The following is a 16,191-nucleotide window of genomic DNA, read 5'->3' on the forward strand; positions in this document are numbered from 1 at the left end:
TCAGTCCGACTCGGACTCGTCGTCCGCCTCGGGATTGAGCACGGACTCGATGCGGGTCCGCGCACCCTCCAGATGCTCGGTGCATCGCTTCGCGAGCGCCTCGCCGCGCTCCCAGAGCGCCAGCGATTCGTCGAGGCCGAGGCCGCCGCGCTCCAGGGCGGCCACCACCTCGGTCAGCTCGTCACGGGCCTGCTCGTAGTCGAGTTGCGCGACGGGCACGAAGCCGTCGGCACCGGGATCGGTCACTGGTCGTTCTCCTCGGGCTGATCTGCGGGACGGGTGGTGGCGGGGGCGATGACGGCGGCCGCGGAACCGTCGGACACCCGGATCCGCACGTGCGCGCCGACCGGCAGGTCGTCGGTGGAACGCACGGCGTGCGGCGCGCCGGCATCGGTGCGTTGGACGACGGCGTAGCCGCGGGCGAGCGTCTGCGCCGGACCGAGCGTCGACAACTGCGCGGCCAGCCGGTGGACCCGGTACTCTTCGAGGTCGAGCAGGTGGGTGACGCTGCGGCGCAGGTCGCGCACGGCCGACTCCACTCGCGCCTGCCGCTCGTCGACCATCCGCAGCGGGTTCGCCAGCGCCGGTCGTGCGCGCAGCCCGTCGAGGACGTGCTGCTCCCGGTGGACCCAGTTCCGCAGGGCGTGGGCGCTGCGCCTGCGCAACTGTCCGATGGCGGCCGTCTCCGCGGCCACATCGGGCACCACCTTCTTGGCGGCATCGGTGGGGGTGGCGGCGCGCACGTCGGCGACCAGGTCGAGCAGCGGATTGTCGGGCTCGTGGCCGATCGCGCTGACGACCGGTGTCCGGCACGCGGCGACGGCGCGCAGCAGCGTCTCGTCGGAGAAGGGCAGCAGGTCTTCGACGCTGCCGCCGCCGCGCGCGATGATGATCACCTCCACGTGCGGTGCGGCGTCGAGCGCGGCCAGCTGCTCGATGATCGACGGCACCGCCGTCGGGCCCTGGACGGGCGAGTCGCGGACCTCGAACCGGACCGCGGACCAGCGCGTCTGCGCCACCGCCAAGACGTCGCGCTGGGCGGCGCTGGCGCGGCCGCTGATGAGTCCGACGGTGTGCGGCAGGAAGGGCAGGGGCCGCTTGCGCCGGGCGTCGAAGAGACCTTCGGCGGCCAGCAGCCCCTTGACGCGTTCGATGCGGGCGAGGAGTTCGCCGATGCCGACCGGCCGGATGTCGGTGATCCGCAACGACAGCGTGCCGCGACCGGCGTAGAAGTTGGGCCGACCGTAGACCACCACCCGGGTGCCCTCGGTGAGCGGGACGGCGCTGCGCTGCAGCAAGCCGGGATCGCAGGTCACCGAGATCGACATGTCGGCGGCCGGGTCGCGCAGCGTCAGGAAGGCCGTGCGCGTCCCGCGTCGGTGATTGATCTGGGTCAGCTGACCCTCCACCCACACCTGCCCGAGCCGGTGGATCCAATCGGCGATCTTGAAGCTCAGTGTCCGGACCGGCCACGGCGTCTCCGCCGAGTTCTGCGGGGGCGCCGGACCCGTGCCCGGGGCACCCGAACCAGGGGGCGAGGTCATCGGCCCGCCACGCCGGGCTGCGTGAGCGAGTGCTGCCTGCGGCTCACTGGGCGGATTCGGACTTCTTCTGCTGGCTCGCGAGACGGTTGTCGAGCATCGTCACGAACGGGGTCCGGTTGCGTCCGGCCTTCTCGAAGGCGAGGACCTCGGTCAGATCGTCGGCGCTGAGGCCGCGGACCTTGGCGCGGAGCTGGGCAAGGGTGAGGTTCGGGTAGTCGAGCGCGGCGACCGCAGGCGGAAGCGGGCGGCCGTCGGCCTCGCCCGGCTGCGAGGAGGTGGCGCCGGCGGTGAGGTCGGCGGGGGCGGCACTGTACAGCGCGAATCGTCCGCTGCCCGGCGCCGCCGCGCCGGTTCCATTCGTTTCCGCTGTGCCGTTGGTCTCAGTGGCAGCCGCGTCGGCGGTCGTCGTCGTGTCGGCCGCCGCGGCCTCCGCGACCGAGTCCTCGGCCGGCGCCGGTGCCTCGGGGCCTGCGGAATCGGCGGCGGGAACGACCACGCGCGGGGCGTCCGCGCGCAATGGCTGCGGCGCTTCAGCGGGGGCGTCGTCCTCGTCGAAATGAGCCCATTGCGGCTGCTCCTGCGTCTTCTCGCAGAGCGGTGCGAGCAGTTCGTCGCCCTTGATCGCGAGCTCGGCGATGTTCTGCTGCAGGCGCATGCCCGCCTGCAGGCCGAGGCTGACCGCGCTCATCGGGAAGGTGATGACGCGCGTGGGCAGCTTTCGGGTCTCCTCGAGGGTTGCAGCGACCAGACCGGCGGCCACGCGGGCAGGGTACGGAGGACGGCTCATGTAATTACTGTCTCACAGCCGTACCCTGGAGCTCATGGCTGATAGTAAGCGCGTCCTTCTCGCGTCGCCCCGTGGTTATTGTGCAGGCGTCGACCGGGCCGTGGAAACAGTCGAGCGGACCCTCGACAAACACGGCGCCCCGGTGTACGTCCGCAAGGAGATCGTGCACAACCGGCACGTGGTCGACACCCTGATCGAACGGGGTGCGATCTTCGTCGACGAGACCGACGAGGTGCCCGAGGGCGCGATCGTCGTGTTCTCCGCGCACGGTGTGTCCCCCGAGGTGCACAAGACCGCCGCCGAGCGGAGTCTGCAGACGATCGACGCCACCTGTCCGCTGGTGACGAAGGTGCACCAGGAGGCCAAGCGGTTCGCGCGTGACGACTACGACATCGTCCTGATCGGGCACGAGGGCCACGAAGAGGTCGAGGGCACCGCGGGCGAGGCGCCCGAGCACATCCAGATCGTCGACGGCCCCGACGCGGTCGACAACGTGAAGGTGCGCGACGAGTCGCGCGTCATCTGGCTCTCGCAGACCACCCTGTCGGTGGACGAGACGATGGAGACGGTCGGTCGGCTGCGCGAGCGCTTCCCCGAACTCAACGATCCGCCGTCGGACGACATCTGCTACGCCACTCAGAACCGTCAGGTGGCGGTCAAGGCGATGGCGCCGCGCTGCGATCTGGTGATCGTCGTCGGCTCGCAGAACTCGTCGAACTCGCAGCGGCTCGTGGAGGTGGCCTTGCAGAACGGCGCGCAGGCCTCCTACCTGGTCGATTATGCTCGCGACATCGATCTCGCCTGGCTCGACGGCGTCTCGACCGTCGGTGTCACCTCGGGCGCCTCGGTGCCGGAGGTCCTGGTGCGCGGGGTCCTCGATCTGCTCGACGAGCACGGCTACTCCGATGTGGAGACCGTCACCACCGCGCAGGAGACGCTCACCTTCTCGCTGCCGCGCGAGGTGCGCCCGGCACGCAACCCGCGCTGACAACGTTGGCGACATCCAGGCCCCCAGAGGGCCTCGATGTCGCCAACGTTTTGATGCGGTCATCGCCGACGCCGCAGCAACCACGCGCCGAGCAGTGCGCAGCCGGCCGATCCGGCGCCGATCAGCATCGCCCCCGAGCCCGTGGTCGGCATCTCGCGCGGGCCGGGAGCCTGGAACGCTCGCGGTGCGGCTGCGGTCGGTTCAGGCAGTTCGTCGGTCAGCGCCGCGACCGGGTCGACGACCCCGGCGCCGACCGTCAGATCGTGCCCGCCGCCGTGGGCGGTGCGGACGATCCGATCGATCACCTCGCCCGCCGACATCTCGGGATATCGTGCGCGGACCAAGGCGGCCAGGCCCGCCACATAGGGCGCGGCGTAGCTGGTGCCGGCCAGCGGCGCCGGTCCGTCGCCGGTCTGCAGGCCGGCGACCAGCCGCGGCCCGGTCGGCCCCGGCATCACGCTGACCACGTCGGTCCCCGGAGCGGCCACTCCCACCCACGGTCCGTTCAGGCTGAACTCGGCGGGCGATCCGTCCACGGCCGACACCGCACCGACGACCAGCACCAGCGGTGCGAACCGGGCCGGCGACACCGAGGTCCGGAGCTGTGCCCACGCATGAGCCGCAGATGCGGCGCCCGCCGGATTCTGTTCGCGGCAGGCCGTCGCCCGGGTCAGGTTGCCCGCTGCGGCGACGACCACGACGTCGCGCTCGCGGGCCCGGGCCAGCGCGGCTCCCAGCAGCTCGTCGCCCGCCCGATCGCCGGGCGCAGCGCACGCGACCTCGGAGACGATGATGACCCGCGCACCCAGATCGACCGCCCGCACCACCGCCCGCGCCAGCGTCGCCGGCGGTCCGTATCCCGCACCGACCACCGGACCGTCGGCGCCGCGGCCGGTGGCCTGATAGGCGCCGCTCGACTGCCGGATCGCGATGATCGTCGCCTCCGGGGCCACCCCGACGAATCCGTCGGTGGGGGCGGCCTGGCCGGCGATGAGGCCGGCGACCAGGGTGCCGTGCGCATCGCAGTCGGTCAGCCCGTCGCCGGTCCCGACGTAGTCGCCGCCGGGAATCAGCCGCGGCAGCCGCGGATGCGGGGCGACGCCGGTGTCGATCACCGCGACGGCGACACCGGCGCCGCGACTGAACCGGTGGGCGGCCGCGATGTCGAGCAGTCGATGACCCGGCGGCGGGTCGGCGAGGTCGGCGGAGACGGCGCTCGCGCAGTGGGTGCGCTGCTCGGTCGGGGCATCGGGGCCGAGCGGCAGCGCGCTGACCGGCGGCAGTGCTGCGGCCGGACCGCCCGAACCGACGACCGCGACCGCGGCGGCGGCCGCGGTCGCGAGGAGGCGCCGGATCACAGTTCGCGAACCGTCTGGTACACCTCGAGCACCCACAGCAGCAGCGGGATCAGCGCGATCAGCACCGCGTACTCGACGATCTCGGCGGCACGGACCGCTGGCGGTGAATAGCTCGCCCCGGCCGCGACGGTGCCGAGCAGCAGCGCGGCCGTGCCGGCGACGATGACCGCGATCAGGATCGTCAACGGTCCCGGACCCGAGCCGGCCAGCAGCACCGCGAGGACGGCGGCGAGTGCGGTGAGGCCGGCACCGCCGACGAGCACCGCCGACTGGAGGCGGTCGGTGTGCGTGCGGCCGCGCGCCGACAGCGCCGCCACCGCGCACGCGCAGAACACCAGGGTGACCGCCGAGCCGTGCGCGGTCGCGGCCGCGATCACCGTCGACGCCCCCACCGTGATCACCGCGCCGACGAGCAGACCGGTCAGCAGGGAGGCAGTGAGCCGGGCGCGGCGGGCCAGCGCGTGCGTGTCGCCGAGCGCGAGGTCGGCGATCGCGGCCAGCGGGTCGTTCGAGGGCAGCGGCAGGGCGCCGATGCCGTCCACCGGTGCGGCTGCGTCGGCTGACGGAACCGGCGGGGTCGTCGGCACCGCGGGCAGCGGCAGCCGGCCCGCGGCGATCGCCGACCGGGGTGCGGTCAGCATCGTCAGGACGCCGAGCGCCGCCGTCACCGCGGCCACCTGGCCCACCGACAGGCCCGACACGGCACTCAGCGTCCCGGCGACCGCAGCGGGAATCGCGGTCGCCACGAACGCGGCGGGTACGGCGGGAACCAGCGCGGTGGCGCGGTGGCCGATCACCGCGCACGTGCCCGCGGCGAGCGCCGCGAGCGTCACCTGCGCCCCGGCCGGCGCCTCGACGGCGAGCGACGCGGCCGCGGCCGCGAGCAGGCATCCCCCGACGGCGAGGACCGCGGTGGTCCGCGGGTCGAGACGCAGACGTGCGCCGGCGAGCGCGACGCCGAGTGCGACGGCGGCACCGACGCCCGTCAGAGCGGCCGCCGCGGGTCGCTCGCCTGCGGCCGCGGTCCATCGCGCGGCGGGGATCGCGACCATCGTCGCGAGCAGGAACACCGCGTACCCGACCAGCCGCGACGAGTCCGCCGACCACCCCGCTCGATCGTCGGCCAAGAGTGCGGCCACGCCGTCTGCGACGTCGTCGACCAGCGCCGACCGCGGCCCCGGCCGATCGGCGCGCACGATCAGCAGATCGCCGTCGAGGACTCCGCACCGCGCCAGGCTGTCGTCGGGTGCCAGACGCACGCCGTCGATCCGGGCCAGGGTCCACCGCTGCGGAGCCGCGTGGTCGGGCATCGGAAGGCGAAGTGCGGCAAGGATGTCGGGCATCAGTGCGGCGATCGGTACGGTGGCCGGCAGGCCCACGTCGAGTTGTCGATCGGTGCCCAGAATCGAGATTCGGACCAACTCCGGCTCAGCGAACACGGTCATTGCGTAAACCTTCCCCCCAGGTTTTCGACAAAGCCTCCTCCGGCGCATGCGCGGTGAGGATGGCGTCGAGGTAACCACGTCGACGCCGCCGGCGGTCGCGGTTCGCCGAAATCGTCGGCCGGCCGGAGCGGCCGCGGTCAGGGCACCACCAGCGGCGCGGGGGAGCGGACCTGCTGCGTCAGGTCGGCGGCCCAGCGGATCGGGCCGTTCGAGCGATCCCAACCGACGACCAACGACGTCACCTTCGCCTCCATCCGGGTGCGCAGGCGGGTGAACGAATCGCGGTAGTCGTCGCCGACGTACCCGAGCAGCAACCACCACGCCCACGCGACGGCGCCGGCGTTCGCGATGAAGTCGGGGATCACCGCGATGCCCCGCGCGGTGAGGTCGAGTTCGGCGTCGGCGGTGGTCGGGGCGTTGGCGGCCTCGACGATCACCCGGGCGTTCACCGCGGCCACGTTCTCGGCGGTGATCGCATACGAGACGGCGGCGGGCACCAGGACGTCGCAGTGGGTCGCGAGGACGGCGTCGCGCGGGAACCGTGCGACGCGGTCGGGGACCGCACGGCGGTCGATCTCACCGAACCGGTTGCGAGCGGCCAGCAGCCGCGGGACGTCGAGACCGTCGGCGTCGAACAGGGTGCCGACGGCGTCGGCCAGGGCGACCACGGTCATGCCCGCTTCGTGCAGGTAGAAGACGGTTCCGCCGCCCATCGTCCCCACGCCCTGCACGGCCACGGTCGTCTCCTCCGGGGCCTTGCCGATCGCTCGGGCCGCGGCGAGGCAGGCCCGGGCGACGCCGTACCCGCCGATCACCTCGCCCAGCAGACCGCCGGGCGCGGCGGCGTGCAGACCGGCCAGGACGCGGTCGGCGGTCGCGGCGGGATCGGCCGACCGCTCGATCGCCGCGTGATACGACTGGCGCATGCCGAGCCGGTCGAAGACCATGTCGATCGTCGCCCGCGAGACACCGAGGTCCTCGGCCGTGACCCAGTGGCGGTCGAGGAACGGGCGCATCGCCTCGCAGAACCGGGTCAGCACGTCGAGGGCGCGGGGATCCTTCGGATCGAAGTCGATCCCGCCCTTGGCGCCGCCGACCGGGAGGTCGAAGGCGGCGGTCTTGTTCGACATGCCGCGCGCGAGGTCGGCCACCTCGTCGATCGTGCAACCCGCGCGCATGCGGGTGCCGCCGGTCGCCATGCCCTGAACGAGCGAATCGATGATCAGGTAGCCGAGGGCGCCGGTCTCCTCGTCGAACCACTCGATCCGCAGGTACGGCGGGCGGCGGTCGGAGGCGGGGAGCACGGACGGCGGCGGCACCGACTCGGAGGTGGTCGGCGCCCCCAGGCCCCGGGGTTCCGCTGGGACGATCGTCATGGCAGCCTCCTCACAGGTGGTATCCGGCGAATCCCGCCGATCCGCTCACCTTCATGGTCGGTGGGGGAGCGGGGCGGCGTCCATGTCGACTTCGTGTGCATGATCGTTCAGTAACCTCGATGTATGGAGGTCTCGCTGCACCGTCTGAAGCTGCTCCGAGAGCTTCGGCACCGCGGCACGGTGACGGCGGTGGCCGACGCCCTCCACTACTCGCCGTCCGCGGTGTCGCAGCAGTTGGCGCAGTTGGAGCGGGAGGCGCAGACCACGCTGTTCCGCCGGATCGGGCGCCGGATCACGCTCACCGAGGCCGGGCGGGTCCTGGCCGATCATTCCGAAGAGATCCTCGATGCCGTCGAGAGCGCAGGCAACGCGATCGAATCGCTGCGCGAGGGCACCACCGCGTCGTTGACTGCGGGGGTCTGGGCGTCGGTGGCGACGGGACTGCTGCCGACCGGGCTCGACCTCCTGGCGGCGCGATCGCCGGGGATCGAGGTGCAGACCGTCGAACTGGAACCGGAAGCGGGATCGGACGCGGTGCGCGACGGTTCGCTCGACCTCGCGTTCGTCATCGACTACTCCAACTACGCGATGCCGCAGGTCCGGACCCTCGAGCGGCGGCTGGTCGCCGTCGAACGACTGTCCGTCGCGGCGCGGGCGGGGACCCTCGGGACCGAGCCGATCGAACTGGCCGAACTGGCCGGTCGCGGCTGGATCCTGTCGGATGCGCGATCGCACTTCGGCCGGGCCGTCCGCTTGGCCTGTCGCGACGCGGGTTTCGATCCCGACGTCCACCATGCGGTGGGGGAGCAGTCGACGGCGCTCGCGCTCGCCGCGGCGGGGCTGGGCGTGACGCTGGTGTCGGACCTGGGGGCGATGGGACTGCCCGGCGGGGTGCAGCTGACGCCGCTGGCGGGTCGCTTCGAGCGCAATCTGTTCATCGCCTATCGCAGCCGCGACGCCGACCGCGAGCCGCTGACCGCCTTCATCGATGCGATGGTCGACGGCGCCGCGGAGCTGGGGCTGCGAACCGGGTGAGGTGGAGACCGTCGCCGCAGCAACCGCGCGCCGGGCAGGCGCACCCGGCCGGATTCGCTTCGGTCCACGGGTGCGGTGCGGCTCAGCCGCCGGCGGCGTCTCCGGGCACGTAGCCCCGCCGCTTGTCGACCGCCGGTCCCGGTGTCCGACCGTCGGCGTATTCGCGGAGCTTCTCGACGAACTGCGCCGACAGGGTGTTGCGCCAGCCGATGACATCGCCCGACATGTGCGGGCTGATGTGCGCGCCCGGCAGCGTCCAGAGCGGATCGTCGGCGGCCGGCGGCTCCTGCACGAGCACGTCGAGGTGCGCGGTCAGGCGGCCCGACGCGATCTGCGCGGTGAGCGCGGTCTGGTCGGCCAGTGGCCCGCGGCCCACGTTGATCACGTGCGCGCCGTCGGGGAGGGCGGCCAGCTCGTCGGGGCCGAGCATGCCGCGGGTCGCGTCGGTCAGCGGTGCGACCATCACCAGATGATCGACGTCGGGCAGGTGCGCGGCCAGATCGGCCGAACCGACGACGGTGCCGAAGTCGGGGTCGTCGAGCTGCGGGGTGCGACCGGCGCCGCGCACGTCCATGCCGACCGCGCTCAGCAGCCGGGCGATCGCCCGACCGATGCCGCCGGTGCCGACGATGAGGGCGCGGCGCCCCTTCACCTGCAGCGTCTCGCGGTGCACCCACTCGCCGCGCCGGCGGAACTCCTCGGTGCGGTGGAGCTGTTTGTCGTTGGCCAGGATGCAGGCGAGGACGTACTCGGCGATGGGGCGGTCGAAGACGCCGCGGGCGTTGGTGACCACGACGTCGGAGGCGCGCAGCTCGTCGAACAGGATCGCGTCGACCCCCGCCGCCGCCACGTGGATCCAGCCGAGCGCATCGGCGGCGTGCCAGGCGCCGGCGAGTGCGCGGGAGAAGATGTCCCACACCAGCAGCACGTCGGCGCCGGGCAGGGCGTCGGCCAGCGTCTCGGCGGTCGCCGTGCGGACGTCGGCGAGGCTGCGGATCGACTCGAGGTCCGACGGCGGCGCGAGGTCCGCGGCGGTCAGCAGGACGACGACGGGGCGGCGGTCGGTCATGTCGACCACCGTAACCCCGACGATGATTGTCGACAATCGGACCGTTGACAATGCTGGGCGCTGGGCAGACACTGGCCACATGACCAAGGCCTCCCTCTCTCCGGTCCTGCAGCAGGCGACACCGGTCGTCGTCGACCACGCGCTCGGCTCGTGGATCCACGGCACCGACGGGCGTCGCTATCTCGACTTCACGACCGGCATCGGCGTGGTCAGCACCGGTCACTGCCATCCCGAGGTGGTCGCCGCCGCGCAGAAGCAGTGCGCCGAGATCATTCACGCGCAGTACACGACGGTGATGCATCGACCGCTGCTGCAGTTGACCGAGAAACTCGGCGAGCACCTGCCCGACGGCATCGACTCGGTGTTCTACGCCAACTCCGGGTCCGAGGCGGTCGAGGCCGCGGTCCGGCTGGCGCGGATGGCGACCGGGCGGCCCTGCATCGTCACCGTGCAGCGGGGCTTTCACGGCCGGACCGTGGCCGCCGCATCGCTCACGACCGCGGGCACCAAGTTCTCGGCGGGCTTCGGCCCGATGATGGCCGGCGTCTGCGCCACCCCCTTCCCCGATGCGCGTCGCCTGCAGATGTCGGAGGACGACGCCGTCACCTACGCGCTCAACGAGTTCGACTACCTGATGGCCACGCGCGTCCACCCGCGCGAGCTCGCCGCCGTCCTCATCGAACCGGTCCTCGGCGACGGCGGCTATCTCGCCGTCCCGCCCGCCTTCCTGGCCGGTCTGCGCGAGCGAACCCGGAGGCACGGCGCGCTGATGGTGCTCGACGAGGTGCAGGCGGGCATCGGCCGCACCGGGCGGTTCTGGGGCCATCAGCACACCGACGGGCTGGTGCCCGACATCATCATCACCGCCAAGGGCATCGCCTCGGGCTTTCCGATCTCGGCGATCGCCGCACCCGAGCAGATCATGGCCAAGGCCTGGCCCGGGTCCCAGGGCGGCACCTACGGCGGCAACGCCGTCGCGGCGGCGGCCGCGGTCGTGACCCTCGGCGTCGTCGAACGCGACGGGCTGGTCGAGAACGCTCGGATTCGCGGAGACCAGCTGCTCACCGCGCTGCGCGAGGGGATCGCCGGAATCGACGCCGTCAGCGACGTCCGCGGCATCGGGCTGATGCTCGCCGTCGAGTTCGGCGACCCCACCGCCGCTGCCGGCGGCCCCGAGTCCCGCGAGGCCGTGCGGTTGGCCGGCGCAGTCCAACAGGCGTGCCTCGACGAGGACCTGCTGACGCTGACGTGCGGTCCACTCGGATCCATCGTCCGGATCATTCCGGCGCTCGTCGTCACCGAAGAGGAGGTCGCCGCCGGCGCCGAACGATTCGTTCGCGCCGTGCGCCGCACAGTGGAAGGCTGACGTCATGGCTGATCCGAGCGCACTGACAGCGGCACTGCGAGCGGAAGGCCTGGAACCCGAACACGACCCGCGGCGGCTGGCCGAATACTCCTACGACGCCTCCAACTACCGGGTGGTCCCCGCCGCCGTCGTGTTCCCGCGCACCGAGGCGCAGGTCGCGGCGGCCTTGGCCGTGTGCCACCGGCTCGGCGTGCCCGTCACCGCACGCGGCGGAGGAACCTCCATGTCGGGCAACGCGATCGGGGCGGGGGTCATCCTCGACCTGTCGCGCCACATGCACCGGGTCCTCGCGGTCGACGAGCGGGCGCGCACCGCCACGGCCGAGGCCGGCGTCGTCCTGAGCAGTCTGCGGGCCGCGGTGCTCGAGGCGACCGACCGGCGCCTCACGTTCGCCCCCGACCCCTCCAGCCAGACGCGCGCCTGCCTGGGCGGCGCGATCGGCAACGACGCCTGCGGCAACCACTCGGTCCGCTACGGACGCACCGCCGACCACATCGTCGAACTGCGCGCCGTCACCGCCGACGGTCTGCGGCTCACGGTGACCCGCACCGGAATCCGTGCGACGGTGCCCGGCGACGCGGCCGCCGCCGCCCGCGCCGATCACCTGGCCGCCGAACTCCGCGCGCTCGCCGCCGATCACCTCGCGGCGATCCGCGTGGAACTCGGGCGCATCCCGCGGCAGGTCTCCGGCTATCACCTGCGGCACCTGCTCCCCGAAGAGGGCTTCGACGTCGCCCGCTCCCTGGTCGGCAGCGAGGGGACCTGCGTGGTCGTCACCGCCGCGACCGTCGCGCTGGTCGACCGGCCTGCGCGCACCTCGCTGATCGTCGCCGGATACGCCGACATCGTCGACGCCGCCCGGGACGTCCCGCTCCTGCTGAAGCATCGCCCGACCGCGGTGGAGGGCGTCGACGAGGTGATCGTGGCGACCATGCGCGAACGGCGGGGCGCCGACGCCGTCGCCGAACTGCCCGAGGGGCGGGCATGGTTGTTCATCGAGGTCGACGAGACCGGCAGCGGCACCGAGCGGGCCGCGGCGCTGGAAGCGGACCTGCGCGCCGACGGTCGCGCCGTCGACCTGCGCCAGGTGGCCGACGCCACCGAGCGCGCCGACCTGTGGCGGGTGCGGGAGGACGGTGCCGGACTCAGCTCCCGGCTCACCGACCCCGACACCGGCGAGACCATCCTGTCGTGGCCGGGCTGGGAGGACGCCGCCGTGCGCCCCGACCTGTTGGGCGACTACCTGGCCGAGTTCCGCGAACTGTTGAACCGGCACGGCCTGACCGGTGTGATGTACGGGCACTTCGGTGCCGGCTGCATGCACATCCGCATCGATTTCGACCTCCGCACGGCGCCCGGACGCGCCGTCTTCCGCGCCTTCTGCACCGACGCCGCGCACCTGGTCGTGCGGTACGAGGGGTCGCTGTCGGGCGAGCACGGCGACGGTCGTGCCAGGTCAGAGCTGCTGCCGATCATGTACTCGCCACAGATGCGCTCGGCCTTCGACCGGTTCGGGGCCGTCTGGGATCCGGCGGGAATCCTCGCGCCCGGCGGCCTGCGTCAGACGGCGCCGATCGACGCCGATCTCGCGCTGGCCGAGGTGACCGCCGACCACGCGTCGCAGGCGTGCATCGGCGTCGGACGGTGTCGCACCCATTCGGGTGGGGTGATGTGTCCGTCGTACCGCGCCACCGGCGACGAGAAGGACTCGACCCGCGGTCGGGCCCGCGTGCTGCAGGAGGCGACCCGCGACGGCCTCGACGCCGTCGACTGGCGCGCGCCCGCGCTCGCCGAGGCCATGGACCTGTGCCTGTCGTGCAAGGCGTGCTCGTCGGACTGTCCGACCGGCGTCGACATGGCCGCGATGAAGTCCGAGGTCCTGTACCACCGGTATCGGGGTCGGATCCGGCCCCGGGAGCATTACACGCTCGGGATGCTGCCGACCTGGCTGCGGGTGACTCCCCACCTGGCGCGACCGCTCAATGCGCTGCTCGGCGCCCGCGCCGGGCGGGTCGGCGCCCGCTGGGGCGGGATCGGGGCCGACCGCGTGCTCCCGGAGTTCGCGTCGGCCGGCGCGCTGCGCGCCCAACTGCGGCGGACGCCGCCGAGCGTGGGCGCGCCGACGCCGCCGGAGATCGTGCTGTTCCTCGATTCGTTCACCCGGGGGCTGCGTCCCGAGGTGGCCGGCGCCGCGGCCCGCGTGCTCGGCGGGGTCCACCGGTCGGTGGCGTGCTCGGCCGACCTGTGCTGCGGACTCACCCAGATCACCACCGGCAGGCTCGACGCCGCGCGCAAGACCCTGCGGCGCACCGCTCGCCGCCTCGACGCGTGGGACGACGGGGTGCCGATCGTCGTGGTCGAGCCGAGTTGTGCGGCGACCCTGCACGACGACCTGCCGCGGCTGCTGACGGCGGAACAGGTGGGTGCGCAGGAGTCGGCGCGCGCCCGGCGCGTCGCCGCCCGGGTGCGGTCGGCGGCCACGCATCTGGGGATGCTGGCGGCCGACGGTCGCGCGCCCGCCTGGCCCGGTGAGCCGCCCGCGTACGTCGTCGTCCAAACCCACTGCCACGAGTACGCGGGCTTCGGGAACCGGGTGCAGCGGACGACGCTCAGCGCACTCGGCGTCGGCAGCGTGGTGGAGGCCACCGGATGCTGCGGCGTCGCAGGCGACTTCGGTTTCACCGCGGGACACGAAGCGGTGTCGGACGCGGTCGCCGAGCAGGCGCTGGCGCCGGCGCTGCGGAGCCATCCGGACGCGCCCGTCCTCACCGACGGCTTCTCGTGCGCCACCCAGATCCGCCGGCTGGCGGCCGTCGACCCGACCACTGGCGGTGATGCGGGACCGGGGCGCCGCGGCAGGCATCTGTTCGAACTGCTCGATCCCGAGGCGAGCAGCGGCTAGTGTCCTGCGCCGGGGACGGGGTCGGTCACGAGGACAGGGGCCGCACGACCCGCGCCAGGCCGTCGCGCATGTGCGCGGTCAGCGCTGCGGTCGCTCGCGCGAGGTCGCCGGCGCCGATCGCGTCGGCGAGCTCCCGATGCTCGGACACCCGGTCCTCGTCGGGGCCGTAGGTCGAGGCCATCGCGCGCAGGCACATGCTGGTCTCGACGATCACGGTCTCGTGCACGCGCGAGAGGCGCTCGCTGTGCGCGGCCTCGACCAGCTCGCGGTGGAAGTCGAGGTCGGCGGCCATCATCTCCGGCGAATCCGGACTCGACTCGGCCATCCGGGCGACCACCGCGCCGAGCCGGGCCGCGCAGGCCGCGCCGTCGCCGACCTGCAGGATCTGCTCGACGGCGGCGCGTTCGATCGTGGTGCGCAGCAGGTACATGTCGGTCGCGGCGGCCGGGGTCAGCTCGGGAACGAACAGTCCGCGGTTGCGGTGCGAGACCAGCAGTCCTTCCTGGGTGAGGCGCTGCATCGCTTCGCGGAGGGGGCCGCGGCTGACGCCGAGATGCTTGGCGAGCGCGGCCTCGCCGAGCTGCGAGCCGGGAGGGAAGTCGCCTGCCGCGATCGCCCGGCGCAGGGACCGGGCGATGATCGCAGGCGTCGACTCCTGAACGACGGGTTCCAGCGACATCGCCGAGTAGTCAGTCATCGCCGTCGCGGCCACGTCGGTGCGGCCGGCACGTCGCCCGCGCAGGCGTGGATCGGCGGCCGAGGCGTCTGATCGGCGATCCGGGCGTGCAGGGCGGCGCCGGTCCGCATCACGAGCCGGTCGGCGAACCGCTCGCCGACGAGCTGCAGTCCCACCGGGAGGCCGTCGTCGGAGGTGCCGCACGGGATCGACAGCGCCGGTTGCTGAGTCATGTTGAAAACGTAGGTGTACGGCGTCCACGAGGTCCAATCGGGGCTGTGCCAGCCCGGCGGCACGTCCGCGCCCGCGTCGAACGCCGGGATCGGCATCGTCGGGGTCACGAGCACATCGTGGTCGCGGTGGAGCGCTGCCAGTCGTCGTCCCAGGGCCATCCGTCGGGAGACGGCGTCGAGGTAGTCCAGGGCCGAGTAGTCGTGATAGCGCGCCAGTGCTTCGCGCAGTCGCGGGTCGACATGGTCGGCGGCGTCGTCGCCGAACGGCTTCAGCACCGCCGCCGCGCCGGCGAACCAGAGCACATGGAAGGCGTCGACCGGATCGGACAGGCCGAGGTCGACCTCCTCGACGGCGGCGCCCAGGTCGGTCATCACCGCGACTGCCGCATCCACCGCGCGCTCCACGTCGGGCCGATTGGTCGCGAAGCCGAGATCACGACTGTAGGCCGCGCGCAGCCCGGCCAGCGGCCGCGGCCCGAGCGTGCCGTCCCGGGCGGCGGTCAGGTAGCCGCCCTGCTCCGGCGATGTCGCCGACGGGGGCATCGCCGACCAGTCGCGGGCGTCGGGGCGGATCAGCGCGTCCATGAAGGCGGCGGCATCGGTGACGGTCCGGGCCATCGGTCCCGCATGGGCGAGGGTGCCGAACGGGCTGGACGGATACATCGGGACCACGCCGTAGGTCGGTTTCAGCGCGACCGTGCCCGTGAACGACGCCGGAATCCGGACCGAGCCGCCGCCGTCGGTGCCGACCGACAGGGGCCCCAGGCCTGCGGCGACCGCGGCGGCGGAACCGCCGCTCGAGCCGCCCGGGGTGGTCGCCGGGTCGTGCGGGTTCCGGGTGATCCCGGTCAGCAGCGAGTCCGTGACCCCCTTCCAGGCGAACTCGGGCGTCGTCGTCTTGCCGAACGGGACGCACCCGGCGGCGCGGATCGCGGCGACCGCGGGTGCGTCGACGGTGGCGGTGCGGCCGCCGTCGAGGTCGGCGACGAGCCGTGACCCGCGATGAGTGGGATGCCCGGCGGTGAGGAAGATGTCCTTGATCGAGACGGGGACGCCGTCGAGCGGCCCCAGCGCGGACCCGTCCCGGTACCGGCGCTCCGCGGCGCGGGCGGCCGAGCGCGCGCCGTCCGGGTCGACGAGGCAGAAGGCGTTCAGATGCGCGTCGACCCGGTCGACGGCCCCGAGGACCTCGTCGATCACGTCCACCGGAGACAGCGAGCCGTCGCGGTAGGCCTTCGACAGCTCCAAGGCGCTCAGGGCGCAGAGCTCGGCACGATCTGCGGCCATGTCGGTGCCCCTTCCGACGTGCTGTTGATTGTCGACAATCGTACGCTTCGCGTGGGTGGAGTCAACGGCGGCGAGTCCTCGGGTGCGGCGACGTTGCGGGGCCGGCCGGTCGAACCTGGCCCATT

The 16,191-nt window shown here is 73.0% G+C and carries 13 protein-coding genes; 4 read left to right on the forward strand and 9 right to left on the reverse strand.

Features of this window, described 5'->3' with window-relative positions:
• The 3 genes from AAFO60_RS13365 to AAFO60_RS13375 are packed head-to-tail and all read right to left on the reverse strand — an operon-like array spanning position 1 to position 2,331.
• Positions 1-246, reverse strand: a complete 246-nt coding sequence (locus AAFO60_RS13365) for an exodeoxyribonuclease VII small subunit (RefSeq protein ID WP_347956695.1) — start codon at positions 244-246, stop codon at positions 1-3.
• On the reverse strand, positions 243-1,544 hold the full coding sequence (gene xseA, locus AAFO60_RS13370; protein WP_347956696.1) for an exodeoxyribonuclease VII large subunit: 1,302 nt from the start codon (positions 1,542-1,544) through the stop codon (positions 243-245). The genes AAFO60_RS13365 and xseA overlap by 4 nt, the downstream gene beginning before the upstream one ends.
• Before the next feature lie 43 nt (positions 1,545-1,587).
• Positions 1,588-2,331 carry a lipid droplet-associated protein gene (locus AAFO60_RS13375; RefSeq protein WP_347956697.1) on the reverse strand — a complete coding sequence of 248 codons (744 nt, stop codon included), beginning with the start codon at positions 2,329-2,331 and terminating at the stop codon, positions 1,588-1,590.
• 34 nt (positions 2,332-2,365) lie between these two features.
• On the opposite strand from AAFO60_RS13375, the gene AAFO60_RS13380 reads away from it, so the two are divergent.
• Entirely contained in the window at positions 2,366-3,319 is a 954-nt protein-coding gene (locus AAFO60_RS13380) for a 4-hydroxy-3-methylbut-2-enyl diphosphate reductase (RefSeq protein ID WP_347956698.1), read from the forward strand.
• A 59-nt stretch (positions 3,320-3,378) separates the two neighbouring features.
• Here the strand turns inward: AAFO60_RS13380 and mycP are convergent, their stop codons facing one another.
• The 3 genes from mycP to AAFO60_RS13395 form a co-directional block, all read right to left on the reverse strand.
• The gene (gene mycP / locus AAFO60_RS13385; protein ID WP_347956699.1) at positions 3,379-4,677 is read right to left on the reverse strand and encodes a type VII secretion-associated serine protease mycosin; all 1,299 of its coding nucleotides are present in this window, start codon (positions 4,675-4,677) and stop codon (positions 3,379-3,381) included.
• The gene (gene eccD, locus AAFO60_RS13390; RefSeq protein WP_347956700.1) at positions 4,674-6,122 is read right to left on the reverse strand and encodes a type VII secretion integral membrane protein EccD; all 1,449 of its coding nucleotides are present in this window, start codon (positions 6,120-6,122) and stop codon (positions 4,674-4,676) included. Before eccD ends, mycP begins: the two co-directional genes overlap by 4 nt.
• A gap of 137 nt (positions 6,123-6,259) precedes the next feature.
• Entirely contained in the window at positions 6,260-7,498 is a 1,239-nt protein-coding gene (locus tag AAFO60_RS13395) for a Glu/Leu/Phe/Val dehydrogenase dimerization domain-containing protein (RefSeq protein ID WP_347956701.1), read from the reverse strand.
• Positions 7,499-7,621: 123 nt separating this feature from the next.
• On the opposite strand from AAFO60_RS13395, the gene AAFO60_RS13400 reads away from it, so the two are divergent.
• Positions 7,622-8,533 carry a LysR substrate-binding domain-containing protein gene (locus tag AAFO60_RS13400; protein ID WP_347956702.1) on the forward strand — a complete coding sequence of 304 codons (912 nt, stop codon included), beginning with the start codon at positions 7,622-7,624 and terminating at the stop codon, positions 8,531-8,533.
• An 82-nt stretch (positions 8,534-8,615) separates the two neighbouring features.
• Here AAFO60_RS13400 and AAFO60_RS13405 read toward each other — a convergent pair whose 3' ends face one another.
• Positions 8,616-9,602 carry a D-2-hydroxyacid dehydrogenase gene (locus AAFO60_RS13405; protein ID WP_347956703.1) on the reverse strand — a complete coding sequence of 329 codons (987 nt, stop codon included), beginning with the start codon at positions 9,600-9,602 and terminating at the stop codon, positions 8,616-8,618.
• A gap of 79 nt (positions 9,603-9,681) precedes the next feature.
• On the opposite strand from AAFO60_RS13405, the gene AAFO60_RS13410 reads away from it, so the two are divergent.
• Together AAFO60_RS13410 and AAFO60_RS13415 are read left to right on the forward strand one after the other, a co-directional pair.
• Positions 9,682-10,968: an aspartate aminotransferase family protein gene (locus AAFO60_RS13410; protein WP_347956704.1), complete on the forward strand. Its 1,287-nt coding sequence runs from the start codon at positions 9,682-9,684 to the stop codon at positions 10,966-10,968.
• A 4-nt stretch (positions 10,969-10,972) separates the two neighbouring features.
• Positions 10,973-13,870, forward strand: coding sequence for an FAD-binding and (Fe-S)-binding domain-containing protein (locus AAFO60_RS13415; RefSeq protein ID WP_347956705.1), 2,898 nt, complete (start codon positions 10,973-10,975; stop codon positions 13,868-13,870).
• 25 nt (positions 13,871-13,895) lie between these two features.
• Here the strand turns inward: AAFO60_RS13415 and AAFO60_RS13420 are convergent, their stop codons facing one another.
• Both AAFO60_RS13420 and AAFO60_RS13425 read right to left on the reverse strand, forming a co-directional pair.
• Positions 13,896-14,567, reverse strand: a complete 672-nt coding sequence (locus tag AAFO60_RS13420; RefSeq protein ID WP_347956706.1) for a GntR family transcriptional regulator — start codon at positions 14,565-14,567, stop codon at positions 13,896-13,898.
• The gene (locus AAFO60_RS13425; protein ID WP_347956707.1) at positions 14,564-16,066 is read right to left on the reverse strand and encodes an amidase; all 1,503 of its coding nucleotides are present in this window, start codon (positions 16,064-16,066) and stop codon (positions 14,564-14,566) included. Before AAFO60_RS13425 ends, AAFO60_RS13420 begins: the two co-directional genes overlap by 4 nt.
• Between the last annotated feature and the right edge of the window lie 125 nt (positions 16,067-16,191).

The organism is Gordonia aichiensis (assembly GCF_039946255.1).
GTDB lineage: Bacteria > Actinomycetota > Actinomycetes > Mycobacteriales > Mycobacteriaceae > Gordonia > Gordonia aichiensis_A.